Source organism: Sphingomonas edaphi, assembly GCF_003583725.1.
In the GTDB taxonomy this organism is placed as follows: Bacteria; Pseudomonadota; Alphaproteobacteria; order Sphingomonadales; family Sphingomonadaceae; genus Sphingomicrobium; species Sphingomicrobium edaphi.
The window spans coordinates 229,036-251,672 of the sequence record NZ_QXTF01000002.1 but is presented as its reverse complement, the minus strand read 5'-3'; the positions used below and the strand labels follow the sequence as shown (position 1 = coordinate 251,672).

General features: G+C 63.4%; 25 protein-coding genes and 1 tRNA gene. 19 read left to right on the top strand and 7 right to left on the bottom strand.

All coding sequences use genetic code 11. The features are described from left to right. Nucleotides 1-16: 16 nt before the first annotated feature. Nucleotides 17-271 (top strand): DUF885 family protein, encoded by a 255-nt coding sequence (locus tag D3M59_RS08065; protein WP_119533135.1) that lies wholly within the window; start codon nucleotides 17-19, stop codon nucleotides 269-271. Between the two features lie 73 nt (nucleotides 272-344). Here the strand turns inward: D3M59_RS08065 and D3M59_RS08060 are convergent, their stop codons facing one another. After that, entirely contained in the window at nucleotides 345-2,135 is a 1,791-nt protein-coding gene (locus D3M59_RS08060) for an ABC-F family ATP-binding cassette domain-containing protein (protein WP_119533134.1), read from the bottom strand. Nucleotides 2,136-2,262: 127 nt separating this feature from the next. Here D3M59_RS08060 and D3M59_RS08055 point away from each other — a divergent pair, with 127 nt between their 5' ends. Continuing rightward, nucleotides 2,263-2,592: a hypothetical protein gene (locus tag D3M59_RS08055; RefSeq protein ID WP_119533355.1), complete on the top strand. Its 330-nt coding sequence runs from the start codon at nucleotides 2,263-2,265 to the stop codon at nucleotides 2,590-2,592. 78 nt (nucleotides 2,593-2,670) lie between these two features. Here D3M59_RS08055 and D3M59_RS11950 read toward each other — a convergent pair whose 3' ends face one another. Next, a complete protein-coding gene (locus D3M59_RS11950; protein ID WP_158581976.1) occupies nucleotides 2,671-3,519 on the bottom strand; it encodes a TolB family protein in 849 nt (282 codons plus the stop codon). A 190-nt stretch (nucleotides 3,520-3,709) separates the two neighbouring features. Here D3M59_RS11950 and D3M59_RS08040 point away from each other — a divergent pair, with 190 nt between their 5' ends. The 7 genes from D3M59_RS08040 to D3M59_RS08010 all read left to right on the top strand — a co-directional run bounded on the left by D3M59_RS08040 (nucleotide 3,710) and on the right by D3M59_RS08010 (nucleotide 11,728). Next, entirely contained in the window at nucleotides 3,710-5,242 is a 1,533-nt protein-coding gene (locus tag D3M59_RS08040; RefSeq protein ID WP_119533133.1) for a winged helix-turn-helix domain-containing protein, read from the top strand. 141 nt (nucleotides 5,243-5,383) lie between these two features. Beyond that, nucleotides 5,384-6,049, top strand: coding sequence for a response regulator transcription factor (locus D3M59_RS08035; RefSeq protein ID WP_119533132.1), 666 nt, complete (start codon nucleotides 5,384-5,386; stop codon nucleotides 6,047-6,049). A 68-nt stretch (nucleotides 6,050-6,117) separates the two neighbouring features. Beyond that, complete coding sequence (locus D3M59_RS08030) at nucleotides 6,118-7,440, top strand: sensor histidine kinase (protein WP_119533353.1); 1,323 nt, start codon at nucleotides 6,118-6,120, stop codon at nucleotides 7,438-7,440. A gap of 10 nt (nucleotides 7,441-7,450) precedes the next feature. Continuing rightward, on the top strand, nucleotides 7,451-8,464 hold the full coding sequence (locus D3M59_RS08025; protein ID WP_119533131.1) for a polyprenyl synthetase family protein: 1,014 nt from the start codon (nucleotides 7,451-7,453) through the stop codon (nucleotides 8,462-8,464). Between the two features lie 44 nt (nucleotides 8,465-8,508). After that, complete coding sequence (locus D3M59_RS08020; RefSeq protein WP_119533130.1) at nucleotides 8,509-8,943, top strand: DUF411 domain-containing protein; 435 nt, start codon at nucleotides 8,509-8,511, stop codon at nucleotides 8,941-8,943. 33 nt (nucleotides 8,944-8,976) lie between these two features. Further along, nucleotides 8,977-11,415, top strand: coding sequence for an ATP-dependent helicase HrpB (hrpB, locus tag D3M59_RS08015; protein ID WP_119533129.1), 2,439 nt, complete (start codon nucleotides 8,977-8,979; stop codon nucleotides 11,413-11,415). Between the two features lie 31 nt (nucleotides 11,416-11,446). After that, a complete protein-coding gene (locus tag D3M59_RS08010; protein WP_119533128.1) occupies nucleotides 11,447-11,728 on the top strand; it encodes an ETC complex I subunit in 282 nt (93 codons plus the stop codon). Nucleotides 11,729-11,731: 3 nt separating this feature from the next. Here the strand turns inward: D3M59_RS08010 and D3M59_RS08005 are convergent, their stop codons facing one another. Further along, the gene (locus D3M59_RS08005; protein WP_119533127.1) at nucleotides 11,732-12,619 is read right to left on the bottom strand and encodes a phosphodiesterase; all 888 of its coding nucleotides are present in this window, start codon (nucleotides 12,617-12,619) and stop codon (nucleotides 11,732-11,734) included. 120 nt (nucleotides 12,620-12,739) lie between these two features. Between D3M59_RS08005 and wecB the strand changes: the two genes are divergently transcribed. Next, nucleotides 12,740-13,861 carry a non-hydrolyzing UDP-N-acetylglucosamine 2-epimerase gene (gene wecB, locus D3M59_RS08000; RefSeq protein WP_119533126.1) on the top strand — a complete coding sequence of 374 codons (1,122 nt, stop codon included), beginning with the start codon at nucleotides 12,740-12,742 and terminating at the stop codon, nucleotides 13,859-13,861. A 53-nt stretch (nucleotides 13,862-13,914) separates the two neighbouring features. Next, a tRNA-Glu gene (locus tag D3M59_RS07995) sits at nucleotides 13,915-13,990 on the top strand. Nucleotides 13,991-14,008: 18 nt separating this feature from the next. On the opposite strand, the gene D3M59_RS07990 is transcribed toward D3M59_RS07995, so the two are convergent. Then, nucleotides 14,009-14,290, bottom strand: coding sequence for a hypothetical protein (locus D3M59_RS07990; protein WP_407695441.1), 282 nt, complete (start codon nucleotides 14,288-14,290; stop codon nucleotides 14,009-14,011). Between the two features lie 38 nt (nucleotides 14,291-14,328). Here D3M59_RS07990 and D3M59_RS07985 point away from each other — a divergent pair, with 38 nt between their 5' ends. The 5 genes from D3M59_RS07985 to D3M59_RS07965 all read left to right on the top strand — a co-directional run bounded on the left by D3M59_RS07985 (nucleotide 14,329) and on the right by D3M59_RS07965 (nucleotide 17,414). Next, nucleotides 14,329-14,814 (top strand): GreA/GreB family elongation factor, encoded by a 486-nt coding sequence (locus tag D3M59_RS07985; RefSeq protein ID WP_119533125.1) that lies wholly within the window; start codon nucleotides 14,329-14,331, stop codon nucleotides 14,812-14,814. A gap of 83 nt (nucleotides 14,815-14,897) precedes the next feature. After that, nucleotides 14,898-15,479 (top strand): hypothetical protein, encoded by a 582-nt coding sequence (locus tag D3M59_RS07980; protein WP_147416725.1) that lies wholly within the window; start codon nucleotides 14,898-14,900, stop codon nucleotides 15,477-15,479. A gap of 118 nt (nucleotides 15,480-15,597) precedes the next feature. Next, nucleotides 15,598-16,488 (top strand): universal stress protein, encoded by an 891-nt coding sequence (locus D3M59_RS07975; protein WP_119533123.1) that lies wholly within the window; start codon nucleotides 15,598-15,600, stop codon nucleotides 16,486-16,488. A 10-nt stretch (nucleotides 16,489-16,498) separates the two neighbouring features. Continuing rightward, nucleotides 16,499-16,735 (top strand): hypothetical protein, encoded by a 237-nt coding sequence (locus D3M59_RS07970; RefSeq protein ID WP_119533122.1) that lies wholly within the window; start codon nucleotides 16,499-16,501, stop codon nucleotides 16,733-16,735. Continuing rightward, on the top strand, nucleotides 16,698-17,414 hold the full coding sequence (locus D3M59_RS07965) for a phosphoribosyltransferase (protein WP_119533121.1): 717 nt from the start codon (nucleotides 16,698-16,700) through the stop codon (nucleotides 17,412-17,414). The genes D3M59_RS07970 and D3M59_RS07965 overlap by 38 nt, the downstream gene beginning before the upstream one ends. Here D3M59_RS07965 and D3M59_RS12085 read toward each other — a convergent pair. Both D3M59_RS12085 and D3M59_RS07955 read right to left on the bottom strand, forming a co-directional pair. Beyond that, nucleotides 17,411-17,821: a DUF2141 domain-containing protein gene (locus D3M59_RS12085; RefSeq protein ID WP_267896955.1), complete on the bottom strand. Its 411-nt coding sequence runs from the start codon at nucleotides 17,819-17,821 to the stop codon at nucleotides 17,411-17,413. The genes D3M59_RS07965 and D3M59_RS12085 overlap by 4 nt on opposite strands. Next, entirely contained in the window at nucleotides 17,775-18,554 is a 780-nt protein-coding gene (locus D3M59_RS07955; RefSeq protein WP_119533119.1) for a sterol desaturase family protein, read from the bottom strand. Before D3M59_RS07955 ends, D3M59_RS12085 begins: the two co-directional genes overlap by 47 nt. Before the next feature lie 48 nt (nucleotides 18,555-18,602). Here D3M59_RS07955 and crtY point away from each other — a divergent pair, with 48 nt between their 5' ends. Genes crtY through D3M59_RS07940 form a run of 3 tightly spaced genes read left to right on the top strand, consistent with a single transcriptional unit; the run spans nucleotide 18,603 to nucleotide 22,218 of the window. Next, a complete protein-coding gene (crtY, locus tag D3M59_RS07950; RefSeq protein ID WP_119533118.1) occupies nucleotides 18,603-19,751 on the top strand; it encodes a lycopene beta-cyclase CrtY in 1,149 nt (382 codons plus the stop codon). Beyond that, nucleotides 19,748-21,214 carry a phytoene desaturase gene (locus D3M59_RS07945; RefSeq protein ID WP_119533117.1) on the top strand — a complete coding sequence of 489 codons (1,467 nt, stop codon included), beginning with the start codon at nucleotides 19,748-19,750 and terminating at the stop codon, nucleotides 21,212-21,214. Before crtY ends, D3M59_RS07945 begins: the two co-directional genes overlap by 4 nt. Beyond that, the gene (locus D3M59_RS07940) at nucleotides 21,211-22,218 is read left to right on the top strand and encodes a phytoene/squalene synthase family protein (protein WP_119533116.1); all 1,008 of its coding nucleotides are present in this window, start codon (nucleotides 21,211-21,213) and stop codon (nucleotides 22,216-22,218) included. Before D3M59_RS07945 ends, D3M59_RS07940 begins: the two co-directional genes overlap by 4 nt. Here the strand turns inward: D3M59_RS07940 and D3M59_RS07935 are convergent. Continuing rightward, nucleotides 22,103-22,624, bottom strand: coding sequence for a sterol desaturase family protein (locus D3M59_RS07935; RefSeq protein WP_119533115.1), 522 nt, complete (start codon nucleotides 22,622-22,624; stop codon nucleotides 22,103-22,105). The genes D3M59_RS07940 and D3M59_RS07935 overlap by 116 nt on opposite strands. Nucleotides 22,625-22,637: the final 13 nt, after the last annotated feature.

Here is a 22,637-nt window from a genome sequence, read left to right as displayed (position 1 = left end):
GTTCCCGAAATACTAGATGACCCGCACAACGGGCTTTCCCCGCGCCCGCGTCCAGCGCGAGGTGCAGCGTTTCTGCGAGTCGATCGGGCAGGCCTGCAGCTACAAGATCGGCCATCTTGCGTGGCAGCTGGCGCGGGAAAAAGCGCAGAAAGCGCTTGGGCCCGAGTTCGACCTGAAGCGTTTCCACGAAGTGCTGAAGGACGGCGCGATGCCGCTCACCATCTTGGAACCCAGAATTGCTGAGCGGACGGAGGCGGCCAAGCGGACCTGATCCCTACCCGGGCCACTGGCCCGGGGGCGAAGCAATCCAGCACGCCCCCGACTGGATTGCTTCGCCAACCCGCCTAGCGGGTGAGCGCCTCCGCCATTTCCGCCACCTCCAGCCAGCGATGTTCGGCGACCTCCTTCTCGGCCCGCTTCCGTTCAATCGAGGCGGTCAGCTCCGAAAACCGCGTGGGATTCTGCGTGTAGAGGTCGGGATCGTGAAGCGCCTCCTCCTGCGCCGCGATCTCGCGTTCAAGGCGTTCGATCTCTTCAGGCAGCCGATCGAGATCACGCTGGTCCTTGTAGCTAAGCTTTATGCGCGCTTGCGGAGCGGCAGGCGCCTCTGCCCGAGCGAGCGGCACCGCTGCCTTTTTTCCGGCGGTTTTAACCTCGCGGCGTCGCCGGGCCCAATCCTCATAGCCGCCGGCCACGATATCGACTTTGCCGGACCCGTCGAGGCCAAGCGTCACCGTCACCGTTTTATCGAGGAAGTCTCGGTCGTGGCTGACGATCAGCACGGTTCCGTCATAGTCGGCAATGACTTCCTGGAGCAGGTCGAGAGTCTCAAGATCGAGATCGTTGGTCGGTTCGTCCAGCACGAGTAGGTTCGATTCCCGGGCGAACTCGCGCGCCAGCAGTAGCCGCGACCGTTCCCCGCCCGAAAGTGATGCAATCGGAGCTTCGGTCAGCGAGGGATCGAAGAGGAATTCCTTGAGGTACCCTTTGATGTGCTTCTTGTGTCCGCGAACCTCGATCCAGTCGCCGCCTTCGGCCAGCACGTCGCGTACCCGCCGCGTCGGCTCCATCAGCTTGCGCTGCTGGTCAATGACGATGCCGGACAGGGACTTGGCCTGAACAACGGTGCCGGAATCGGGCTTCAGTTCGCCGGTCAAAAGCTTCAGCAATGTCGTCTTGCCCGTCCCGTTGGCACCGACCAAGCCGATCCGGTCACCCCGCTGGATGCGAAGCGTGAAGTCCTTGATAATCGAGCGGTCGCCGAAGGATTTGTAGACGTGCTCAGCATCAATGACCGCCTTCGTCTTCACATCGTCTTTCGCCAACGCCAGCTTTGCCGCACCGGCGGGCCCGAGCATGGCCGCGCGCTGCGCCCGCATTTCGTTGAGCTTTGCGAGGCGCCCCTGGTTTCGGCGGCGGCGGGCGGTGACGCCGCGCTGCAGCCAGTGCAGTTCCAGCTTCAGTTTCGCGTCCAGCTTCTCGGCCGCGCGGATTTCCTCGTCATAGACGCGCTCTGTCCAGGCATCAAAGCCGCCGAAGCCGATCTCTGCCCGACGGATGTTGCCGCGGTCGAGCCAAAGGCAGCTTTTCGTTAGCCGCGTCAGGAAAGTGCGGTCGTGGCTGATGACGATAAACGCGCCTTTGAAACGATTTAGCCAGTCTTCGAGCCAGTCGATCGCGCCTAGGTCGAGATGGTTGGTCGGCTCATCAAGCATCAGCACATCAGGATTCTGTGCAAGTGCGCGGACGATCGCTGCCCGGCGCCGCTCACCGCCGCTGGACGTCGCGGTATCGCGGCCGAGGTCGATCCCAATCTGGTCGGCAATCGCAGCAGCCTCGTGGGCGGCAGGCGCATATGAGCCGCCCAACACCCACTCCTCCAGGGTCGAGTGTCCAGTCATGACCGGATCCTGCTCAAGGATTACCACTCTCGTTCCGGGCACGACCTTGCGCTCGCCCTCGTCCGTGTCGACCAAGCCGGCGAGGCATTTGAGCAGGGTTGTCTTGCCAGCCCCGTTCCGACCGATCAGGGCCAGCCGGTCGCGTGGGCCGATATGGATATCGAGGTTGCGGAACAGCCAGCCTTCGCCCTGAACGAGGCCGAGGTTCTCATAAGATAAAATCGGGGGTGCCATTGGGCCGCCCCCTAGCGTAGCATCGCCGCTGCGTCACGGCCCGCAAGGCTTAACGATGCACAACGGGGGCATTCATAACTCGTTCAATGGGTTGGTCATAGGAAAGCGGTCGAAAGAGATTCATGCCATGCGCCTGTACCGTACCCTTCTACTGACTGCCTGCGCGCTTGCCGCCGCGACGCCGGCGCTTGCCGCGCGCCCTGCCGACCAGGTTCGCCTTGCGTGGCTCGACCGGCCCCGCGACCAAGACCGCGCGTTTCGCGCAACGCAGGAAGGCCGCGCAATGCCGCTGCCAATGATCGAACGGCGGGTAATCCCGCGCATGGGCGGTGCCGATTACCTGGGCCCGGAGCTTCGTGGACGGAACCTGCGCATGAAGTTCATGGACAATGGCAAGGTCATTTGGGTCGATGTCGATCCGCGGACCGGTCGCATCCTCGGCAGATCCGGCGACTGACGCAGTCCCGATTTACGCCGCCCAACCCACACTCCCGTAGGAGGTGGAGTTGAGCGGCGGCCCCCGAAACTTCGCTTCCTATTTGTCACGAGTGACGAACCAAATGTCGCCCATCGCCTCCCCGCCCGCGCGGCTCGACGAAAGGGTCAGCATGTTACCCTGCCAGCCGATGTAGGGCCGGGTGTCGGACTGGTTCGAACTCAGCGCGCTCAGATGAACGGCGGAGCCGAACGGCTGGGCGGTGTTCGAGCGCGTGGCGTACCAAATATCCGGACCGCCCAGCGAACCGCTGCGCAGCGAGTCCCAGAAAATCGTCTTGCCATCGTGCGTCACACTTGGCCGGTTATCGGACGCGGAACTGTGCGGCCCGCCCGCAACCAAGCTCGCCGGGGCGCCGTCCACGCTCTGGTAGATCTTGCCGCCGACGCCGTCGAACGGGCCTGGCGGACGGCGGGAGAAGAGTAGCACTTCGCGGCCGTCATCATCCTCGTAAATGCTAACGCCTTCCTCTATCGTGCCGGGCTGGTTGATCGCCGAGCTGAGCCTTGAGGGCGTGCTCCAACCCTTCGGTCCTAGCTTCGCAACGTAGATGTCGCCCGGGTCACCACCGGCGGCCCGCGAAAAGTAGAGCCTGTTGCCCTGCATCATGGTCGGGCAAAATTCGAGCGCCGACGAGTTGATTGGCGCGGGCGCCATCTCAGGAGCGCCAAACCCTTCTTCCGTGCTGTCGCGGTGTGCGAGATAGATTTGTTGGTTACCGGAACGGAAGCTGTTGAACGCCAGCGTCAGGCCGTCCGGCGACACGCTGGGACACCCTTCGATCGAGGCGCTGTTTACGTCGGACGACGAACCGGGGAGCACTTCAATGTTCGCGACTGACGACCAATCGCCAAAGGTTGGCATAGCCAAGCCTGCCGTACCGGCCACCAAAGCTACAATATATGCCGAGCCGGCCCAACATGAGCGGCGTGTGATACTTGGTTTCATGTCTGTTCTCCGCATGACTTTTGGTGCAAGGTCTTGCGGTCGTAGAAATTGACCTTCCCGGGTGCCATGAAGGTCTGCTGATCGAATGCTAATGATTTGCTGAAGTTGCCCTGACAGGAATGACTTGGCGATGCCCAAACCGGCAGACCTAGCGAAGCGGCCCGACTTCAACGCGGGACAACTGGCGATCAGCCCGTCGAGGCGCAGGGTCGTAGGCCCGGCCGGCGAGGTCACCGTCGAGCCGCTGGTGATGCAGGTCTTCCTGCTACTTCTGGATGCCCGTGGCCAGGTCGTCGCCCGCGAAGAATTGTTCGAGCGGGTGTGGGGTGGCGCCATGGTTGGCGACGACAGCTTGAACCGGGCAATCTCCTCCGTCCGCAGAATTGCGGCCGAGGTGGGTCCCAGCAGTTTCGAGGTCGAGACCATCCCCCGGACTGGCTATCGACTGATTGGTGAGGCGCTTGCTAACCTGCCGGCACGTTCACGTTCAGTGGAGCTCAGCCACGGGCTGTCCCGGCGGTTCTTGGTGGGCGCCGGAGTGACTGCCGCGGCAATCATCGCCGGCGGCGCGCTGGGCGTGGGGCAATTTGCTGGCCGCCCCGACCCCGATTTCTCGAAATTGCTCGGTCACGGCGTGCATGCGTTGGAATCGGCGGACCCTGCCGAAAATCCTGAAGCCCACCTCAGACAGGCCGTCGCCCTCAAGCCCGACAGCGCGGCGGCCCAAGGGCTGCTATCCTATGCCCTCGCGGTCAAGGCCAACAGCAGCGAAGCGCCCGCCTCACCGGCACTCGTTCTCGAAGCGGAACGGGCGGCGCGCGCTGCGTTGCAACTCGAGCCGCTTGAACCCCATGCGACGCTGGCTGAAGTCATCATGCAGGCGTCGATGCTGGATTTTGCGGCGACCGAGGATCGTTTACGGGCGGTGCTGACCGCATACCCCGACAACATCTTCGCCATGCGGCAGCTCTGGACATTGCTGCAGTGCGTGGGCCGAAGTAGCGACGCGCTGCGCCTGATTGAGCGCGCGCTGACGGTGAAGCCGCTCTTGGCCGGCGGCCAATATCCGCGCGCCCAGCTCCTCTGGATTACCGGCCGGACTGCCGAGGCCGACCGCGTCATCGACAAGGCAATGCAGTATTGGCCGGGGCACGCTTACGTGCGTTTCGCCCGGTTCCTCATCTTCGCCTATACAGGCCGCGAGGACGCCGCTTTGGCCATGCTGGATCGGCGGGAAACAAGCCCCCAGAATTTATCCGCGGCTGCAGTTGCTCTGTGGCGCCTCTCGCTACCCGCAATGGCGGACAAGAACTCCGCCGCCGTCGCCGCCGCCCGAACTGTGAATCTGAATGCGGCGAAGGCCAACCTGCGTTTGACCTCCGTTGCGGCGGCGGCGCTGGCGTCGCTTGGCGATATCGATGGCGCGTTCGAAGTAATCGACGCACTGTTCGCAATTCACCGGGCCGGAACGCAAAGCGAAACCGGCGCAGATAAGCGGCGGACGGCGGGAAGCACGGCGTGGCGATTCGCCCCATGGCTATTCATTCCTCCGCTAGCGCCTGTGAGGGCGGATCCACGCTTCAACGCGGTCTCAGAACAGACCGGTTTGACCGCTTATTGGGCCAAGCGCGGGATTCAGCCCGACTATCTGCTGGGCGCCTGACAGAGCGAATCTTCGGACGAACCGACGCAAAATTCGCCGCATAAAGGCATAATTGCTTGCATGGGCGCTATCGTTCCGCACAAGCAACCGTTCAGCTTCGCGCGTGTTTGTGTCTGCGAACAGATATCGAAGGATAATTGAATGCGCGTGTTGATCGTCGAGGACGAACCGAACCTAGGGCGCCAGCTGCGCTCGACGCTTGAGGGCGCCGGCTATGCCGTCGACCTCGCGACCGATGGCGAGGATGGCCATTATCTCGGCTCCACCGAAGATTATGATGCTGTCGTACTCGACCTGGGCCTCCCGGAGATCGACGGGCTGACCGTTCTCGACCGCTGGAGGAAGGAGGGCAAGAAAATGCCCGTCCTCGTCCTCACGGCTCGCGACAGCTGGTCGGACAAGGTGGCTGGCCTTGACGCTGGCGCCGACGACTATTTGGCCAAGCCGTTCCAAACCGAAGAATTGATCGCCCGCCTCCGCGCGCTTATCCGCCGGGCTTCTGGTAACGCTTCGTCCGAGCTGATTGCCGGCGACATTCGGCTGGACACACGCTCCGGCCGCGTCAGCAAGGGCGGAGAACCGGTCAAGCTTACGGCGCAGGAATATAAGCTGTTATCCTACCTGATGCATCACAAGGGCAAGGTGGTTAGCCGGACCGAGCTGATCGAGCATATTTACGACCAAGATTTCGACCGGGATTCGAACACGATCGAGGTGTTCGTGACGCGCATCCGCAAGAAGCTGGGCGCCGATACGATTACGACTATCCGCGGCCTCGGCTACAGCCTTGAGGATCCCGGCGCTTGAACGAAACGGCGCCTCAAGAGGGCGCGGTGAAGGTCAGGGGGCGCCGCGGGGGTTCGCTGACGCGTCGCATGATCGGCGTCGCGGCATTGTGGATCGGCGTCCTTCTCTTACTCGGTGGATTCGCGCTGGACCGCGTGCTGTCGCGGTCGATCGTCGATAACTTCGACCAGCAGTTGGAATATGTGCTGAACGCGATGATCGCCGCGTCGGAAATTGGCCCTGACGGCGAGGTACGCTTCTCGCGTCCGCCAGCAGACCAGCGCTTTCTGGAGCCCTACTCCGGAGCCTATTTCCAGATCAGCGGCAAGGGGCAGGAAACGTTTCCCTCACGCTCCTTGTGGGACCGGCGACTGACCGCCGATGGCGATCACCAGGACGTCGAGCTACACAAGCGTGACAGCGTGGAGTTCCAAGGCGAACCGCTGCGAATATTGGAACGGGACGTCATTCTGCCGGGCAGCGACGTGCGCTGGAGGTTCCAGGTCGCGCAATCCCGCGATGCCATCGATGGCCAGATCCGTGAGCTTCGCACTACACTGGTTCGAAGCTTCGCAGTGCTCGGCCTTGGCCTTCTGATGCTAGCGGCCCTGCAGGCGTTTTACGGCCTTTGGCCTCTGCGCCGCGTTCGCCGCGAAGTAATCGCGATCCGGTCGGGCGCCCAAACCCGCGTCGCGGAAGATTTCCCGCGCGAAATCACGCCGCTTGTCGACGAGATCAATGAGTTGCTCGCTCATAGCGAGGCGCAGGCAGAGGAGGCTCGGCGGCATGCAGGAAACCTTGCCCATGCGCTGAAGACGCCTTTGACCGTCATCACCAATGCCGCGACCGCGCACGCAGGCGACCTTGATTCGACGGTCATCCGCGAGGCGGCTGTGATGCGTCGCCAAGTCGATCACCACCTCGCACGCGCGCGCGCCATTGGTCGCCGGGCGTCGGCACAGGCGCGCGCCACCGTGTGGACCAGTGTCCAGGCGGTGGAACGGGCGGTCACCACCCTTTACGACAACGTGACGATCGATATCGCTGGCGACAAGATCGCGCAGGTCCGCGTCGAACGGCAGGATCTGGACGAGATGCTCGGCAACCTGATCGAGAATGCCGCCAAATATGGCGGCGGCCGCGTGTTCGTCACGGTCGAGCCGCCGCAGAGCGGTACGGTCGCGATCCTCGTCGAAGATGATGGCGCCGGAATTCCTGGCGAGCGCCGCGCAGAACTATTCACCCGGGGCACCCGTCTGGACACGACCGGAAAGCCCGGAACGGGTCTTGGCTTGGCCATCGTCCGCGATGTCGCCGAGATTTACGGCGGCAAGGTTGCGCTGGAGGAAAGCGAAGACCTGGGAGGACTGCTGGTCAAGCTGTCGCTTCCCGAAGCGCCGCAGGGCGGCTAAGGGGCCGCACATGACCGCCACCGTTCACCCGCTGCGTGACAAGCGCGAGCCGTCGCTGGAGCCAATCATTTCGTTGACGGCGCCGGCCATGAACAGCGTCAACACGGTGATCCTAGACCGAATGCAGTCAAAGGTGCCGCTGATCCCGGAACTGGCCGGACACCTCATTGCCGGCGGCGGAAAGCGCATGCGGCCTATGCTTACGTTGGCGAGCGCGGCACTGCTCGACTATCCAGGCGCCCGTCACCACAAATTGGCCGCAGCGGTCGAGTTCATCCACACCGCGACCCTGCTCCATGACGATGTGGTTGATGGCTCCGACATGCGCCGCGGCAAGCGCGCCGCCAACCTCATCTGGGGCAATCCGGCGAGCGTGCTGGTCGGCGACTTCCTGTTCAGCCGCGCCTTCGAGTTGATGGTTGAGGACGGTAGCCTGAAGGTGCTTCGAATCCTCAGCCACGCCTCGGCGGTAATCGCGGAGGGCGAGGTCGACCAGCTAACGGCCCAGCGCCAGGTCGAGACCAGCGAGGAACATTATCTCGCGATCATCAATGCCAAGACAGCCGAGTTGTTCGCCGCCGCCTGCCGCATTTCGCCGGTCGTCGCGGAAGCCGGCGAGGAGGCTGAGGAGGCACTGGAAAGCTACGGCCGCAATCTTGGTATCGCCTTCCAGTTGGTTGACGATGCGATAGACTATTCGTCGGACGAGGCCACGATGGGCAAGGATCGTGGCGATGATTTTCGTGACGGCAAGGTCACCTTGCCCGTCATTCTCGCCCATGCCCGTGGGACTGCGGAGGACCGTTCCTTCTGGAAAGCGGCCATGCTCGGCGAGCGCACCAGCGACCAAGATTTGGTGCACGCCACCTCGCTCATCAACTCGACCGGGGCACTGGCCGATACGATGGAACGCGCGCGCCATTACGGCCGCCGGGCAATCGATGCGCTGGCCATGTTTCCTACGGGCCGCTCCAAGGCGGCGTTGACCGAAGCCGTCGAGTTCGCCGTCGCCCGCGCCTATTGAAACTCGTCAGCCGCCGTTCATTTCATCAGCCTAGGTTCGCCATCATGCGCAAAACCATTTTCACCGCCATCGCTTCCGCGGTCATGTTTGTAGGTGGTGCGGCCCATGCCGCCACCATGACAGTCTACAAGTCGCCAAGCTGCGGCTGCTGCGGCAAATGGGTCGAGCACGTCGAAAAACATGGATTCAAAGTCACGACCGTTCCCACGGCAGACGTGATGACCGTTAAGAAGACGCTGGGCGTTCCGCAGTCTCTCGCGAGCTGCCACACGACCAAGGTCGGCAATTACGTGATCGAGGGTCATGTGCCAGCCGTCGACATCAAGCGCCTCCTCGCGACGAAACCCAAGGTCCGCGGCATTGCTGTTGCAGGGATGCCGATGGGATCGCCGGGCATGGAGCACGGCCACCATCGCGAACCCTACGCGACGGTGGCTTTCGACGCGGCGGGCAAGACCAAGGTCTTTGCGCAGCACTAGACGCGACGCACTGCTTATGGTCGGACGGTGCCCATGCGGACCCGCCCAGCCCTTCCGATCGACGATGTCCTTGCCGGGCTGAAGGCGGCGCTACGCGATGGATCGCGGGCGCTACTCGTGGCGCCACCGGGCGCCGGCAAGACAACAAGAGTGGCCCCTGCCCTGCTGGAGGAAGCGTGGTGCAATGGGCAAGTGTTGCTACTGGTGCCTCGCCGTCTCGCGGCCCGGGCTGCCGCGGAATATATGGCTCGCGAGCGCGGGGAAAAACCCGGTGAAACAATCGGTTATGCAACCCGCCTCGACAGCAGAGTCGGCAGGGAATCCCGCGTAATCGCAATGACCCACGGTGTCTATCTGTCGCGGTTGCAGAGTGACCCCGAGCTTGCTGGCGTGTCGGCCGTCCTCTTCGACGAAGTGCACGAGCGCAGCCTCGACAGCGACCTTGCTCTGGCTCTCACGCTGGACGCCGCGGTTGGGCTTCGCCCCGACCTGCGCATACTGCCCATGTCAGCAACGCTGGATACCGAGCGGTTCGCGAGAGTGCTCGGAGATGCGCCGCTTACTCGGAGCGAGGGCAAAAGTTATCCGCTGACCGTCGTTCACGCGGGGCGCGATGCTGCTCAGCGCCTTGAGCCGCAGATGGCCTCGGCGATCAGGAAAGCGCTCGCAGAGTATGATGGATCGCTACTCGCCTTCCTGCCGGGCGTCGCGGAAATCGAGCGCACCGCGGATGCTCTTGGGAAGTTACCAACCGACGTCGTCCTTCACCGATTGCATGGCGGGATCGAGCCAGAGGTGCAGCGCGCGGCGCTGGCCGCCCCTCCGCCAGGCACACGCAAGCTGGTGCTCGCGAGCGCGATTGCGGAGACCAGCCTGACGCTCGACGATGTTCGGATTGTCGTTGACAGCGGCCTCGCGCGTCGGCCGCGCTACGACCGGGGCGCCGGGCTAACGCGGCTGGTGACGGAGCGCGCAAGCCGCGCGGCAGTAACCCAGCGCGCTGGCCGAGCGGCACGACAAGCGCCCGGCGTTGCTATTCGCTTGTGGGAAGAAGCGGCAACGTCGTCTCATCCCGCCCACGACCCGCCGGAAATCCTTGAAGCGGACCTCTCCAGCCTGCTGCTGACCTGCCTGCAATGGGGCGAGAACGATCCAGCGCGCCTGCCCTTTCCGGACCCGCCGCCAGCGCCCGCCCTAGCCGAAGCGCGGCAACGGCTCGCCCGGCTCGGAGCGATCGACGGAGAAGGTCGCATCACGGCGCATGGCCGCGCTATTGGCACCATTCCGCTGGAGCCGCGGCTGGCGCATATGCTGGTCGAGGCCCGCGTGCGTGGCTTTGCGCAGGCCGCAGCCGATGCCGCCGCTCTGCTGACCGAACGAGGGCTTGGTGGGAAGGAGGCGGACCTTGAAACTCGGCTCCGGCGCTGGCGGTCGGACCGTTCGCCCCGAGCCGAAGCGGCGCGCCGAATGGCGGCGCGCTGGGCCAAGGAAAGTTCGAATTCCGGATCGCTAGCCGAGGCAATCGCTCTGGCCTTTCCCGATCGCCTGTCGCGCCGTCGTGACCCTAGCGGGGAACACTGGCAGTCGGTCGGCGGCCGGGGATTCCGGCTGGACCCGACATCGCCGCTAGCGCGCAGTGAATGGCTGGCAATTGCGGAAGTCGCTGGAGCCGCGTCGGGTGCCCGGATCCTGTCGGCGGCGGCTATTGAGCGAACAGAAGTAGACACGCTGTTCGCCGCCGATATCGAGTCCTACACCGACGTGCGGTTCGACCCCGCGACCGGCGCCATCAGCGCGACGAGGGGCAGGCGACTGGGCGCCATCCGGCTTTCATCGGCACCGGATCCTAAGCCAGACCAGAGAGCAATAGAGGCAGGCTTGCTTGACGCTGTGAAGCGCCACGGCCTGTCGGTGCTACCATGGAGCGAAAGCGCGATTGCCCTGCGGCAGCGAGCGGCCTTCGCGGCTGCGCACGACGCATCGATCCCGCCGCTAGACGACAGCGCGCTTCTGCAGCGGGCCGAGGAATGGCTCGTGCCGTTGCTGGCAGGCAAGCGACGGTTGGATATGATCGAACCATCGGCGCTTCGCAACACACTCGACGGGCTGCTGGGGTATGACGTCGCGCGCGCGGTGGATCGGCTCGCACCGACGCACCTGCAGTCGCCGGCGGGTTCCAGCCATACCATTGACTATGGGGCAGCGGGTGGCCCTACGGTCGAGGTGCGGGCGCAGGCGCTCTACGGACTCACCAGCCACCCGATGGTCGCCGGCGGCAGGATTCCACTTACCCTCGCAATTACCAGTCCCGCGCACCGGCCGATCCAGACTACAAAGGACCTGCCCGCCTTCTGGTCGGGAAGCTGGAAAGAGGTCGCCAAGGAAATGCGCGGCCGTTACCCCAAGCATCCGTGGCCGGATGACCCTGCGTCAGCCGTGCCGACGCTCCGGACCAAGCGGGCAAGCTCTTGATTCCGGAGCGTCCCTGCGGCAATCGGTGCGAATGACGATCGCGCGCATCATCGAAATCCAACGCAACGCCACCCAGTCGGGCAAGGCCCGAAACGGCCGCTGGCTGCTGGAGTTCGAGCGGCAGCAGCCGCAGCGCCCCGATCCGCTGACGGGCTGGGCCGGTTCTGGCGACACCAACACGCAGGTCCGGTTGACCTTCGACACGAAGGAAGAGGCGCTGTCCTATGCGGAGCGCAAGGGGCTGACCGTCCACCTGATCCCCGCGCCGCCTGTTTCGCTCAAGTTACAGGCCTACGCCGACAATTTCCGCTAGGGCCTAACCCGTCCCGCGTTCGCGGATGAAGTCGCGGATCATGGGCTGGAGATTATCGTCGTAGCTGGCCATGACGTGCCGAGGTCCGGCAACGTCGAAATGAGTCAGCAGTCTCTCCCCGTTCCAGTAGTGAAGCGCAAATGCCGGTGCGTCACCGATGATCAGCGGCCGCCCATCCGGATGCTTTGGGTCGATGCCCTCCAGGTCCAGGGCAAGCCATGGCGCGGCCGATGGGCATACCATCAGCGGCTTACCGGCAAAGCTGGTTGCGATGGGCCGGTGAACATGGCCTGCGATCATGCCGACAACCTGGCTCGCTGGCCGGATGACCCGCTCCAGCCGCCTCACCCAGCTTTCTGAGCTTAGCGCGCTCATCCAGTCGATGCCCGTGTCCACCGGGGGGTGGTGAAGGACGATGACGGTAGGAGTGCGCTTTTTCTCCGCCAGCCGCTCCTTCAGCCATGCGGCGCGGCGCGTGCACACCATGCCGCCATGACGCCCCGGGTCGAGCGTATCGAGCACGATCCAGCGGACACCGCCGTGCTCTGTTTCATACTGGACAAAGCCGTTGGCGTCGGCCGGAACCTCCGGGAAGATGGACCGGAACTCGGCACGGTTGTCGTGGTTGCCCATCGTCCACAGGACCGGCCCTTCCCAGCGGCCCACCAGCGCCTTCATGTGCCGATAGGCGCCGACATCCTCGCCATCTTCGACAAGGTCGCCGGTCACGAGCAGCAGTGATGGCTTGGGCCGCATCGCGTTCAACTGGTCAATCACCAGGTTCAGGCGACGGACGTTGAGCTCATGGAGATTGTCGGAGTCGAAGCCGATGTGCAGGTCGGTGACCTGAGCGACGAGAATGCCATTTATCGAAGGTTGCCTTGCGGCCAAATCTTAGTTCCCCCGGTTAACGATAAGGACTGGCCCGATGGCTCTTGTCCAGTGCTTTCGATGCCGCACTTGCGAATGAAGCGCGGTTAAGCGAGAATAAACAGGCCGAAGTTAGGGGGAATGCTGCGCCAGTATCGTATCGCGCTTGTCATCGGCACGCGTCCGGAAGCGATCAAGCTAAGTCCCGTTGTTCATGCGCTCGTCGCGCACGGTGAGATGCCGCTACTGTATGTCACGGGGCAGCATCCGGGGCTGGAACTGGCCGACCATGGGCTGGCGGGGTTTGACGCGCTGCCCCTGCATTGCGTCGGTCAGCCGGATCCAACACTTCACGCCGACTTGGTGCGCGCTGCGCTGGCGCGCCTGCTGCGCGCGCATTTGCACCAGTTGCTGATCGTCCAGGGCGGCACGTCGAGCGCGCTGGGCGGCGCCCTCGCCGCGCGCGAAGTCGGAATCCCTCTCGCCCACGTCGAGGCGGGCCTGCGCAGCCATGACCTTACTCAGCCCTGGCCCGAGGAAGGCAATCGCGTCGTGATTGATCGCATCGCCGACTTGCTGTTTGCGCCGACTGACGCGAACGCCGCCGACCTGTGGAAAGAGCGTGTAAGGGGCGAAATTTTCGTCACCGGCAACAGTGGCATCGACGCGTTGGCCGCGCTGGCCGGTCCATTGCCGGTCCCACGCCGAATTCGCTGGATTCCCCGCCGGACATTGCGGTTATTGGTCACCTGTCATCGGCGCGAGAATTGGGGCGACGGCCTCGACCGCCTCGTCGCGGCGCTGCGCGAGCTGGCCGGACCGACAATGCACATCGATGTCGTGCTGCCCCCTAATCCGACGGTGACCCAACGCATGGTCAATCAACTGGGGGCGCATCGGCGGATCCGCCTGGTGCCGCCGATGTCCCATGCCGCGATGATCAAGGCGATGCGGCGTTCGGACATTCTCCTTTCCGATTCCGCGGGGATCCAGGAGGAAGCGCCGCCTCTGGGCATCCCACTGCTGGTATTACGCGAGACGACCGACAGACCGGAAGGCATCGCCAGCGGGTCGATGGAACTGGTCGGCACCGACACCGCGCGAATCGTTGCTGCGGTCAACCGGCTGCGCAACCGGTCCGACCGGGCGGCTATGGCGCAGCCGGCCATGCCCTTCGGTGACGGCTATGCGGCGCCGCGCATTGCCGCCCATTGCCGGGCGTTATTGGAAGAACTGGCGCTGGAACAGTCCGCGACCGCTTGATTGACTAGCGCGCCAAGCTCCACCATAGGGGCGCCCGCGCCAGACATGGCCGTGGCCCCTTCGTCTAGCGGTCTAGGACGTCGCCCTCTCACGGCGAAAACACGGGTTCGAGTCCCGTAGGGGTCACCATATCGCAGCCGAAAGTCTTCAGGCTTCGGTCCGGACCAGCTCGACCACTTCGAACGCAAAATCCTTCCAGCCGCGCTGGCGAGCAGCTTCTCGCGTGGCCGCGCGCTTGCGGTTGGCTTCGGCCAGCGACTTGGTGTGGCCCCAGAAGACTTCAGTTTTGCCGTTCTCCAACTTCGCAACGATCCGCCAATAATGGGTGAAACGCGTTGCGGTCGGCCCGATGGTTTTTTGGTAGCCGTCCAGCATAGTCGCCGTGAGGAGATATTTACGGGCCATGCGCTGCACATCCGGCCAAGCCATGCTAAAATCAACGCCATGTCCTTTAAAGCGTCACAACCATGAGCGTCGCCTTCCGCCGGGAAAGCGACGAAGAGCACCTCGAGCCCCGTTTCGAGCTGCCGATTCCGCCCGGTCCAAACCTGGTCACGGCGCGCGGCCTTCGACAGATCCAGGAGCGGAATGACGCGATCGAGGCCCGGCTGAAGACCAAGCTGCCGGAGGAAGAGCGCAAGGACGTGCTTCGCGATGCCCGCTATTGGCGCCAGCGACTCGTAAGCGCCCAGGTGGCGCCGACAGCTGACGGCGAGCAGGTAGCGATCGGGACGCGCGTGACCTTCGTCCGCGACGGGCAGACCCGGACCATCGACCTGGTCGGTCATGACGAAAGCGAGCCGGCGGCCAACCGCATCGCCTTTACTGCGCCGCTAGCTCGGGCGCTGGCTGGCGCGGGGGTCGGCGACGAGCTGGAGTTCGCCGGATCAGACAAACCGTTGCGCGTCACCGCGATCACGGTCGTGCCCGATGCTGAAGAGGCCGCTAGCTAGACCGCGTCGGTTTCTACCGCGGCTTTTACGGGCTTTCCTTCGGCTCCGCGTCTGGCATGCTTGGCGGCACGGAGGAGCAGCCCATGGATTTCGGCAGAATTGTTCGCGGAGAATCGCTGCACGGCGAGATGCGCGGCAAGCTGATCGGCGTGGCCGGGGTGGCCGTCATCCTGATCAGCGCGGCTTCGGCGCTGCTTCCTCTCCAGGACCGGAAGAACGATGCGCATTTGCTGGGCGTCATGCTGCTTGCCGCCGGTCTACTCGAAGCGGGGGTCGGCATCCTGCGGCGCGATCGCCCGGTTGTCGCCGCCCTGCCGGGCATTTGTTCGATCGCGGCGGGCGCCTTCCTGCTGGTCGGGCCTTGGCATGCATGGGTGCCGATCGTCCGGGTGATCATCAGCTGGCTGGCCCTTCGATCGGTATGCCTGCTGGTCGAAAGCGCGGCCACTCGCGGATCGGTGCGAGTGTGGACGCTGATCGCGGCGGTGGTCGATTTCCAGCTTGCGGCAATCCTTTTGGTTGGGCTCTACGCAATGACCTTCGCCATCGCCCTGTTCGGCCCCAGCCCCGACATTGTCACCAGCTTCGCTTGGGTGCTGGCGATTAGCTTCGTGGTGACGGGTGCGCTGCTACTCGAGATCGCCGGTGATCGGCCGAGGGGGTGACGCGGGCTACGTGCAATAACGTAGTGAGAGTCGGCGAGAATCAGCGGATAGTCTAAGCGTAAGGCCGGCTGCGGTCTGTTTTGCGCCGGCGTAGCATCCTTGTCGAAAGGAATTGCGCATGGCGACCATCGATTCCCTTGAACGTCCGTCGACTCACTTCGGAAAGGGGGTGGCAGGCCCCAAGTCCATCCTGCTTCACGTACAGAACGGGAAGTCGATGGAACGCCGCCTCGAAACGGCGCTGTCAATCGCGCGATCGTCGAGCGCACATTTGACCTGTGTCCATGTCACGCCGGTTGAGGCCTATGTCGCCTTCGACAGCTTTGGCGGCGTTTTTGTGATGAACGACGTCATCAAGTCAATTGACGAGGAAGAGCAGGCGCTGCGTGAATCGATGGAAGGGCAGCTTCGGGCCGAGGACGTTAGCTGGGATTACCAGCAAATCACCGGCAATATTCCGTTCCAGCTGGTCCGGCAGGCAGCGCTCGCGGACCTGATCGTCACGGGGCGCGAGCCGCACCGGACGGACTTTGCGGGGCCGGCAATCGGCATGATGGGTGACCTCCTCAACCGGTCGAGGACCCCGATCTTCATCCCAGCCGATGAGGGCGCGATATGCGATCCCAACGGGCCTGTGCTCATCGGGTGGAACGGCAGCTACGAGTCCGCCAATGCCGTCAGGGCCTCGCTCGACATGCTCAAGCTAGCGCGGAGCGTTCATGTGCTCGGCGTCCAAGAGGAGCAGGCCGGACAGGCTTTCCCGGACACGCGCCTGCTCGAATATCTGTCGCGGCACGGAGTGCATGCCGAACTGCTGACTGAAGCGGGCCAGGATGCTCGCGCTCCGGATTTCGTGGCGTCGGCGATCATCGCGACCGCGCAAGACCTTGGCGCATCGTACGTCGTCATGGGCGGGTACAGCCACAGCCGGCTCGGCGAATATTTTTTCGGCGGCGTCACTCGATACTTGCTGTCCGCCTCACCAGTCTCGCTGCTGATGTCGCATTAAGGAGCGCGGCGTGACCGAGGACATAAAAGACCGCCAACATTTGGTCGACGGAGCGACCTCGATTCTGGACAAACGCCATCCGAACCTGATGGAATATCAATTGCCCGAAGGCGGTCAGGCGGCGATCTTTCGCGCAAGTGCCCAGCACCTTTCCGTGCTCGATTACAGCCAGGGACTGGCCCATATCGAAAACAAATCCCCGGAGAAAAATGCGCAGACGGCGCCTTCGTCGCCGGAGATGGTCTGACGTGGCGAACGGATCGCTGCCCTTCGAGGACCGCAGGGCCGCCGGACGGGCGCTGGCATCCGCGTTGACTGAATTTGGGGATTCCCGCCCGTTGGTCCTTGCGCTGCCGCGCGGGGGCGTGCCCGTCGGCTACGAAGTCGCGAACGCAATAGGTGGCGATCTCGATGTCTTGCTAGTGCGAAAGCTCGGCGCGCCCGGGCATGAAGAGCTCGGCATTGGCGCGATCGTCGACGGCGACCCTCCTCAAGTCATCCTCAACCAACAAGTCCTTGCGCAGGTCGTCCTGCCCAGCGGTTATATCCACAACGAGAGCAAGCGGCAGTTAGTCGAGCTGGAGCGGCGGCGGTCGGCCTATCTCGGCGCTCGCGCGCACGTCCCTGTGAAAGGCCGGACCGTGATCGTGGTCGACGACGGCATCGCAACCGGGGGCACAATGAGGGCTGCGCTTCGAGGTGTTCGGCAAAAGCAGCCCGCCCGCTTGGTGCTGGCCGTTCCGGTTGCACCGCGCGATTCCATCGAAGCGCTTGCCGGTGAGTGCGACGACATCGTCTGTCTGCACACGCCCCAGCCGTTCTATGCGGTGGGTGCGCATTACCGTGACTTCACTCAAACGACAGATGAAGAAGTTAGGGAGCTATTGGCAATCGCCACCGGTCTTGAACCGTCCGCGATGATCTAGAGCATGTATCGGACCTTGATGGCCTGACTGTTGCGGCCGGGCGCGACGGTAAAATGTACATCTTCGTAGCGCGGCGGTCCCATGTGCAGCGGCGCGTTGCGCGAAAAGCCGAAGCCTTCACGCGGCATGCCCATCATCTTGTCCATCCTGCCGTTGCCGTTTTCGTCGTGGACCAGCAACAAGCTATATTCCCCGGGTGGGAGGCGAAAGTCGACGCGGCCCGCGGCGCTAGCCTTCAAAACCTTGGTCACATGCGATGGGTCGTCGGCGCACTTCAGGAATTGTTTCTGCGACCGCCGCGTCAAACACATCATCACCTGGCCCTTCGTGCTGCGCAGACCGGAGATGGTGACCTGCAGATCAGCCGACGCGGGCGGATCTGCGCGGGCCGGCGTCGCCGTGACCAAGGCCGCGAGTGCGAGCAGGTGCAAATTGGCCGAGCCCCTTGTCGGTCCCGCAAAGGTGATCCCAGAAGCGAAAGTACAGACCATAGTTGCAGCGGTATTTCTGGTGATGAAGTTCATGATGGCTCGCGGTTATCATCCATGTGCCCAACGGACCGTGAACGAGCCGGCGCGGAAACATCTCCCACCCCATGTGATTTGTCACGCCCATGATCGTCATTATCGTTAGGACGAGGCCAAGCATCGCTACGTGGATCGGGACGATGAAGACGAGCACCGGAATGACGACCGCGCCGGTGATCGCTTCCCATGGGTGAAAGCTCATCGCGGCCCACGCGGTGGGCGGGCGACTAGCGTGATGAACCGCGTGCATCTGCTTAAACCACCAGGGACGGTGCATCAGCCGGTGCGTCCAATAAAACCAGGTATCGTGAAGTAGAAGGTAGATGACGACCGACAGCGGCAGCCACCACAGCGGGTAGTCGGAAATTCCGGTGTATATTCGGGTCCATCCGCGCTGCTGCCACCCCCAGGCGACTACCCCTGCAGGAATTCCGTAGATTGCTGCGGAAGCAAGGCTCCAGCCCAATTCGCGGAGAATTTGACGACGCTGACCAGCCAGTCGGCCGGGAAAGCGCCGGGCGGTCAACGCAGCGAACAATCCGCTGCTGATAAGGTATCGCACTGCCACGATGGCGGTCATGGCGAGGGCGGAAATGATGATCGCGGCGGTCACCTAGCGAGACTAGGCGCAGCGGCGATGCACCGCTAGACATTCTCGGCGATGCCCTCCTTCCGACACGATATCATCATTCTGGGCGGCGGGCTGGCCGGGGGCTTGTGTGCCTTATCGCTTGCCAGGGAACGACCGGACCTCGACGTGCTGCTGATCGAGCCAGCGGAGCGGATCGGAGGAAACCACCTCTGGTCCTTTTTCGGCAGCGACATCGCGGCGCAAGACAAAGCACTGGTTGAACAGTTGGTCGCTCATCGCTGGCCTTCTTACGACGTCAGCTTTTCGGCCCACGATCGGCACATTCGACAGCCCTATCACACCATCGCGAGTGAACGGTTGGACGAGGCCGTGCGGGCCGTATTGCCTCCTGATCGTATTTTGCGGGCGACAGCCGTAGCCGTGACGCCGAACGAGGTCGAGCTCGACGACCGCAGCAAGCTCGCCGCGACCGCAGTGCTCGACACGCGGGGATTGGGCGGCAGTGCCGCGTTACATTCCGGATGGCAGAAATTTGTGGGGCAGCTGCTGCGTATTCCCGCTGGGCACGAAGTCGAGCGCCCGATCGTCATGGACGCGACCGTGGACCAGTCCGACGGCTATCGGTTCGTCTACTGCCTTCCATTTTCGGCGACCGAGATTTTCGTCGAGGACACCTATTATTCGGACACGCCCGATCTCGACCGCTCCCTGCTTTCGGGTCGGATCGCTGCCTACGCGCGCTCGCGCGGTTGGGAGGTGGAGCATGTGGAGCGTGAGGAGACCGGCGTACTCCCGGTGGTGACCGGCGGCGCTTTCAACGAGTTCTGGCCTGCCGAAGACCAGGTAGCTCGTGGCGGGGTTCGCGGAGGATTTTTCCATCCACTGACGAGCTATTCGCTGCCGGACGCCGTCCGCTTCGCAAGCTGGCTGGGACGAGGGGCACCGTTGGACGAACGGCTGGGACCAGCTACTCGCCGACGCGCAGCAAGCCATTGGGCGAAGGGACGTTTCGACCGGATGCTCGCGCGAATGCTGTTCCGGGCTGCGCTGCCGGCAGAACGGTACAAGGTGCTTGAACGCTTCTATCGCCTACCGACAAGTCTTATCGAACGCTTCTACGCCGGCCAATCGACGGCTTGGGACCGGGTGCGGATCCTCGCAGGGAAGCCCCCAGTGCCCATCAATCGTGCGGTCCGCGCAATGCTGGAGAACAAGTGAAAAGCGCGATTGTCATCGGGTCGGGGTTCGGCGGGTTAGCGCTCGCGATCCGCCTCCAGTCCGCCGGAGTCCAAACTACGATTGTGGAAGCAAGGGACAAGCCCGGTGGCCGCGCCTATTATTGGGAGCGGGACGGCCATGTATTCGATGCGGGCCCGACCGTCATCACCGATCCCGAATGCCTCCAGCGCCTCTGGCAACTCAGCGGACAGGATATTTCGCGCGACGTCGACCTTTTGCCGGTCACTCCCTTCTATGCGCTCGACTGGCCGGACGGAACGCGGTTCGATTACACCAATGACGACGAAAGCCTGTTTGCTTCCATCGCCCGGCTAAACCCGGCGGATGTCGAAGGCTACAAACGCTTCCTCGTCTATAGCGAGGGCGTCTTCCGCGAGGGTTATCTTAAACTTGGAACCAAGGCGTTCGAGTCCATCGGCGACATGCTGAAGGCTGCGCCGGCGCTGGCGCGCTACCAGGCGTGGCGCTCAGTATATTCAATCGTTTCAAAATTTGTCCAAGAAGAACATTTGCGGCAAGCATTATCCTTCCACACGCTGCTCGTCGGCGGCAATCCAATGACCTGCTCGTCAATCTATGCGCTGATCCACAAGCTGGAACGCGACGGTGGAGTGTGGTTCGCAAAGGGCGGCACCAACCGGCTCGTTGCCGGGATGGTGGCGCTGTTCGAGCGGTTGGGCGGAACGTTGAGGCTCGGCGATCCGGCGGTCGCAATCGAGGTGGAAAACGGCCGGGCGGCCGCCGTTCGAACGGCTTCGGGTTGGCGTGGAGCGGCCGATGCGGTGGCCAGCAACGGCGATGTCGTGGCAAGCTACGGTCTGATCGAAGGGCATCCACGCGGGGCTGCACAGGCGAAATCGCTTAAGCGCAAACGCTACTCCCCTTCCCTATTCGTGCTGCACTTCGGACTTGAAGGCACCTGCCCTGACGTCCCGCACCACATGATCCTGTTCGGCCCACGCTATCGCGAACTGCTTGGGGACATTTACGATCGCGGGCAGCTCGCCACCGATCCCGCGCTTTACCTGCATCACCCGACGGCGACCGATACATCGATGGCGCCCAAGGGTTGCTCGACCTTTTATGCCCTCGCGCCCGTCCCGCACCTCGGCCGCGCGCCGGTCGACTGGGCGGTCGAGGGCGAGCGCTACGCGGAAGTTATTCTCGACACGCTGCAGGAGCGGCTGATCCCGGACATCCGGCAGCGGATTCGTACTCGCTTCCACTATGCGCCGAACGATTTCCAATCGGACCTGTTCGCGCATCTGGGCAGCGCCTTCAGCCTGGAACCGGTGTTGTGGCAGTCTGCATGGTTCCGGACGCATAATCGCGACGACGTCATCCCCAACCTTTACTTCGTCGGCGCTGGTACTCATCCCGGCGCCGGAATACCCGGCGTGGTGGGGTCAGCCGAGGCGACGGCGGGGCTGATGCTGGCATGAGGCCTGAACGGGACCAGCTGGTCGAGGCGGCGGGCCGTTCCATTGCCCGGGGGTCAAAGAGCTTCCGTTTCGCCAGCCAGATCTTCGATCTGGAGACGCGGGAGAGAAGCTGGCTGTTATACGCATGGTGTCGCGCGTGTGACGACATCACGGACGGGCAAACGCTAGGCCATGATGCGCAGACACCAGATAACCCGGAAGAGCGGATCGCCTTCATTTGGGCGAAGACCGACGCCGCGCTCAGGGGTGAGCATGTTGGGCTCGTCCCCTTCGACGCGCTGGCAACGGTCGCTGCCGAAACCGGCATTCCAGCAAACCTTCCGCAAGACCATCTTGCCGGTTTTGCTCGGGACGCCGTCGGATGGTCGCCCCAGACTGAGGCCGACTTACTCTCTTACTGCTACCAGGTCGCCGGCGCAGTTGGAGTGATGATGGCCCATGTGATGGGTGTGCCGGCAGGCGACCGCGACACGCTCGACCGGGCATCCGACCTCGGAATCGCGTTCCAACTCGCCAATATCGCCCGCGATATCGTCGACGATGCCCGTGTGGGGCGCAGCTACCTTCCCAGCGAATGGCTGCAAGCCGAGGGGCTGGCGGGTTCAGACATCAGCGACCCCGCCCATCGCCCGGCCTTGGCGCGAATGACGCACCGCTTGGCCGAACTTGCCGAAGCCTATCGGCGCTCAAGTAAGGTCGGCGCGGCACGACTGCCTTTCCGAAGCCGCTGGGCGGTGCTTTCAGCAGCAGGAATTTACGGCGAGGTTGCCATCCGCGCCGTAACTCTGGGCCAGCGCGCGTGGGATCAGCGGATCAGCATCTCCAAGGCCGAAAAGTTTGCGCTGGTGATTGAGGCGTTCGGCGAGGCGCTCATGCCTGCGCCGAAGGTCAACCGTCAAGGTCTGTGGACGCGCCCTTCGGAGCGCGCACCCGCGCATCCTCCCGGCCGCCAAGCCGAGCCTTCAGCACCTCGACGGGCGGGGCGTAAAGGAAACCAAAGCTAACCGTTCCTTCGCGGCTTTCGACTATATGGTGCATGCGGTGCGCCTGCACGATTCGCTTAAAATAGGTCGATCGCGGCACGATCCGGTGAGCGAGGCGCCGATGCACGATCACATCGTGGAACCCGAAGTAAATGGCGCCATAAGCGGCAATTCCGGCGCCGACCCAGGTTGCCCATTCGCCCCAGCCGCCCTGCACGCCGCCATAGATCAACAGGATCGACGGAATAGCAAAGATGACCCCATAAAGGTCGTTGAGTTCGAAACGCCCCGTCCGCGGCCGGTGATGGCTTTCATGCAGCACCCAACCCAGCCGGCCATGCATAACCCAGCGATGCATCACGTAGGCGAACATTTCCATGCCGGCGACGGTCGCAGCGAACAGCAAAAGGCCTGAAATCAACGGCATGGCCGCGCTTCTA

Bases quoted from the DNA above. Each gene is read 5' to 3' on its own strand.
- D3M59_RS08065 (WP_119533135.1), top strand. From the start codon at position 17: ATGACCCGCACAACGGGCTTTCCCCGCGCCCGCGTCCAGCGCGAGGTG.
- D3M59_RS08060 (WP_119533134.1), bottom strand. From the start codon at position 2,135: ATGGCACCCCCGATTTTATCTTATGAGAACCTCGGCCTCGTTCAGGGC.
- D3M59_RS08055 (WP_119533355.1), top strand. From the start codon at position 2,263: ATGCGCCTGTACCGTACCCTTCTACTGACTGCCTGCGCGCTTGCCGCC.
- D3M59_RS08040 (WP_119533133.1), top strand. From the start codon at position 3,710: ATGCCCAAACCGGCAGACCTAGCGAAGCGGCCCGACTTCAACGCGGGA.
- D3M59_RS08035 (WP_119533132.1), top strand. From the start codon at position 5,384: ATGCGCGTGTTGATCGTCGAGGACGAACCGAACCTAGGGCGCCAGCTG.
- D3M59_RS08030 (WP_119533353.1), top strand. From the start codon at position 6,118: ATGATCGGCGTCGCGGCATTGTGGATCGGCGTCCTTCTCTTACTCGGT.
- D3M59_RS08025 (WP_119533131.1), top strand. From the start codon at position 7,451: ATGACCGCCACCGTTCACCCGCTGCGTGACAAGCGCGAGCCGTCGCTG.
- D3M59_RS08020 (WP_119533130.1), top strand. From the start codon at position 8,509: ATGCGCAAAACCATTTTCACCGCCATCGCTTCCGCGGTCATGTTTGTA.
- hrpB (WP_119533129.1), top strand. From the start codon at position 8,977: ATGCGGACCCGCCCAGCCCTTCCGATCGACGATGTCCTTGCCGGGCTG.
- D3M59_RS08010 (WP_119533128.1), top strand. From the start codon at position 11,447: ATGACGATCGCGCGCATCATCGAAATCCAACGCAACGCCACCCAGTCG.
- wecB (WP_119533126.1), top strand. From the start codon at position 12,740: ATGCTGCGCCAGTATCGTATCGCGCTTGTCATCGGCACGCGTCCGGAA.
- D3M59_RS07990 (WP_407695441.1), bottom strand. From the start codon at position 14,290: ATGGCTTGGCCGGATGTGCAGCGCATGGCCCGTAAATATCTCCTCACG.
- D3M59_RS07985 (WP_119533125.1), top strand. From the start codon at position 14,329: ATGAGCGTCGCCTTCCGCCGGGAAAGCGACGAAGAGCACCTCGAGCCC.
- D3M59_RS07980 (WP_147416725.1), top strand. From the start codon at position 14,898: ATGGATTTCGGCAGAATTGTTCGCGGAGAATCGCTGCACGGCGAGATG.
- D3M59_RS07975 (WP_119533123.1), top strand. From the start codon at position 15,598: ATGGCGACCATCGATTCCCTTGAACGTCCGTCGACTCACTTCGGAAAG.
- D3M59_RS07965 (WP_119533121.1), top strand. From the start codon at position 16,698: ATGCGCAGACGGCGCCTTCGTCGCCGGAGATGGTCTGACGTGGCGAAC.
- crtY (WP_119533118.1), top strand. From the start codon at position 18,603: ATGCCCTCCTTCCGACACGATATCATCATTCTGGGCGGCGGGCTGGCC.
- D3M59_RS07940 (WP_119533116.1), top strand. From the start codon at position 21,211: ATGAGGCCTGAACGGGACCAGCTGGTCGAGGCGGCGGGCCGTTCCATT.
- D3M59_RS07935 (WP_119533115.1), bottom strand. From the start codon at position 22,624: ATGCCGTTGATTTCAGGCCTTTTGCTGTTCGCTGCGACCGTCGCCGGC.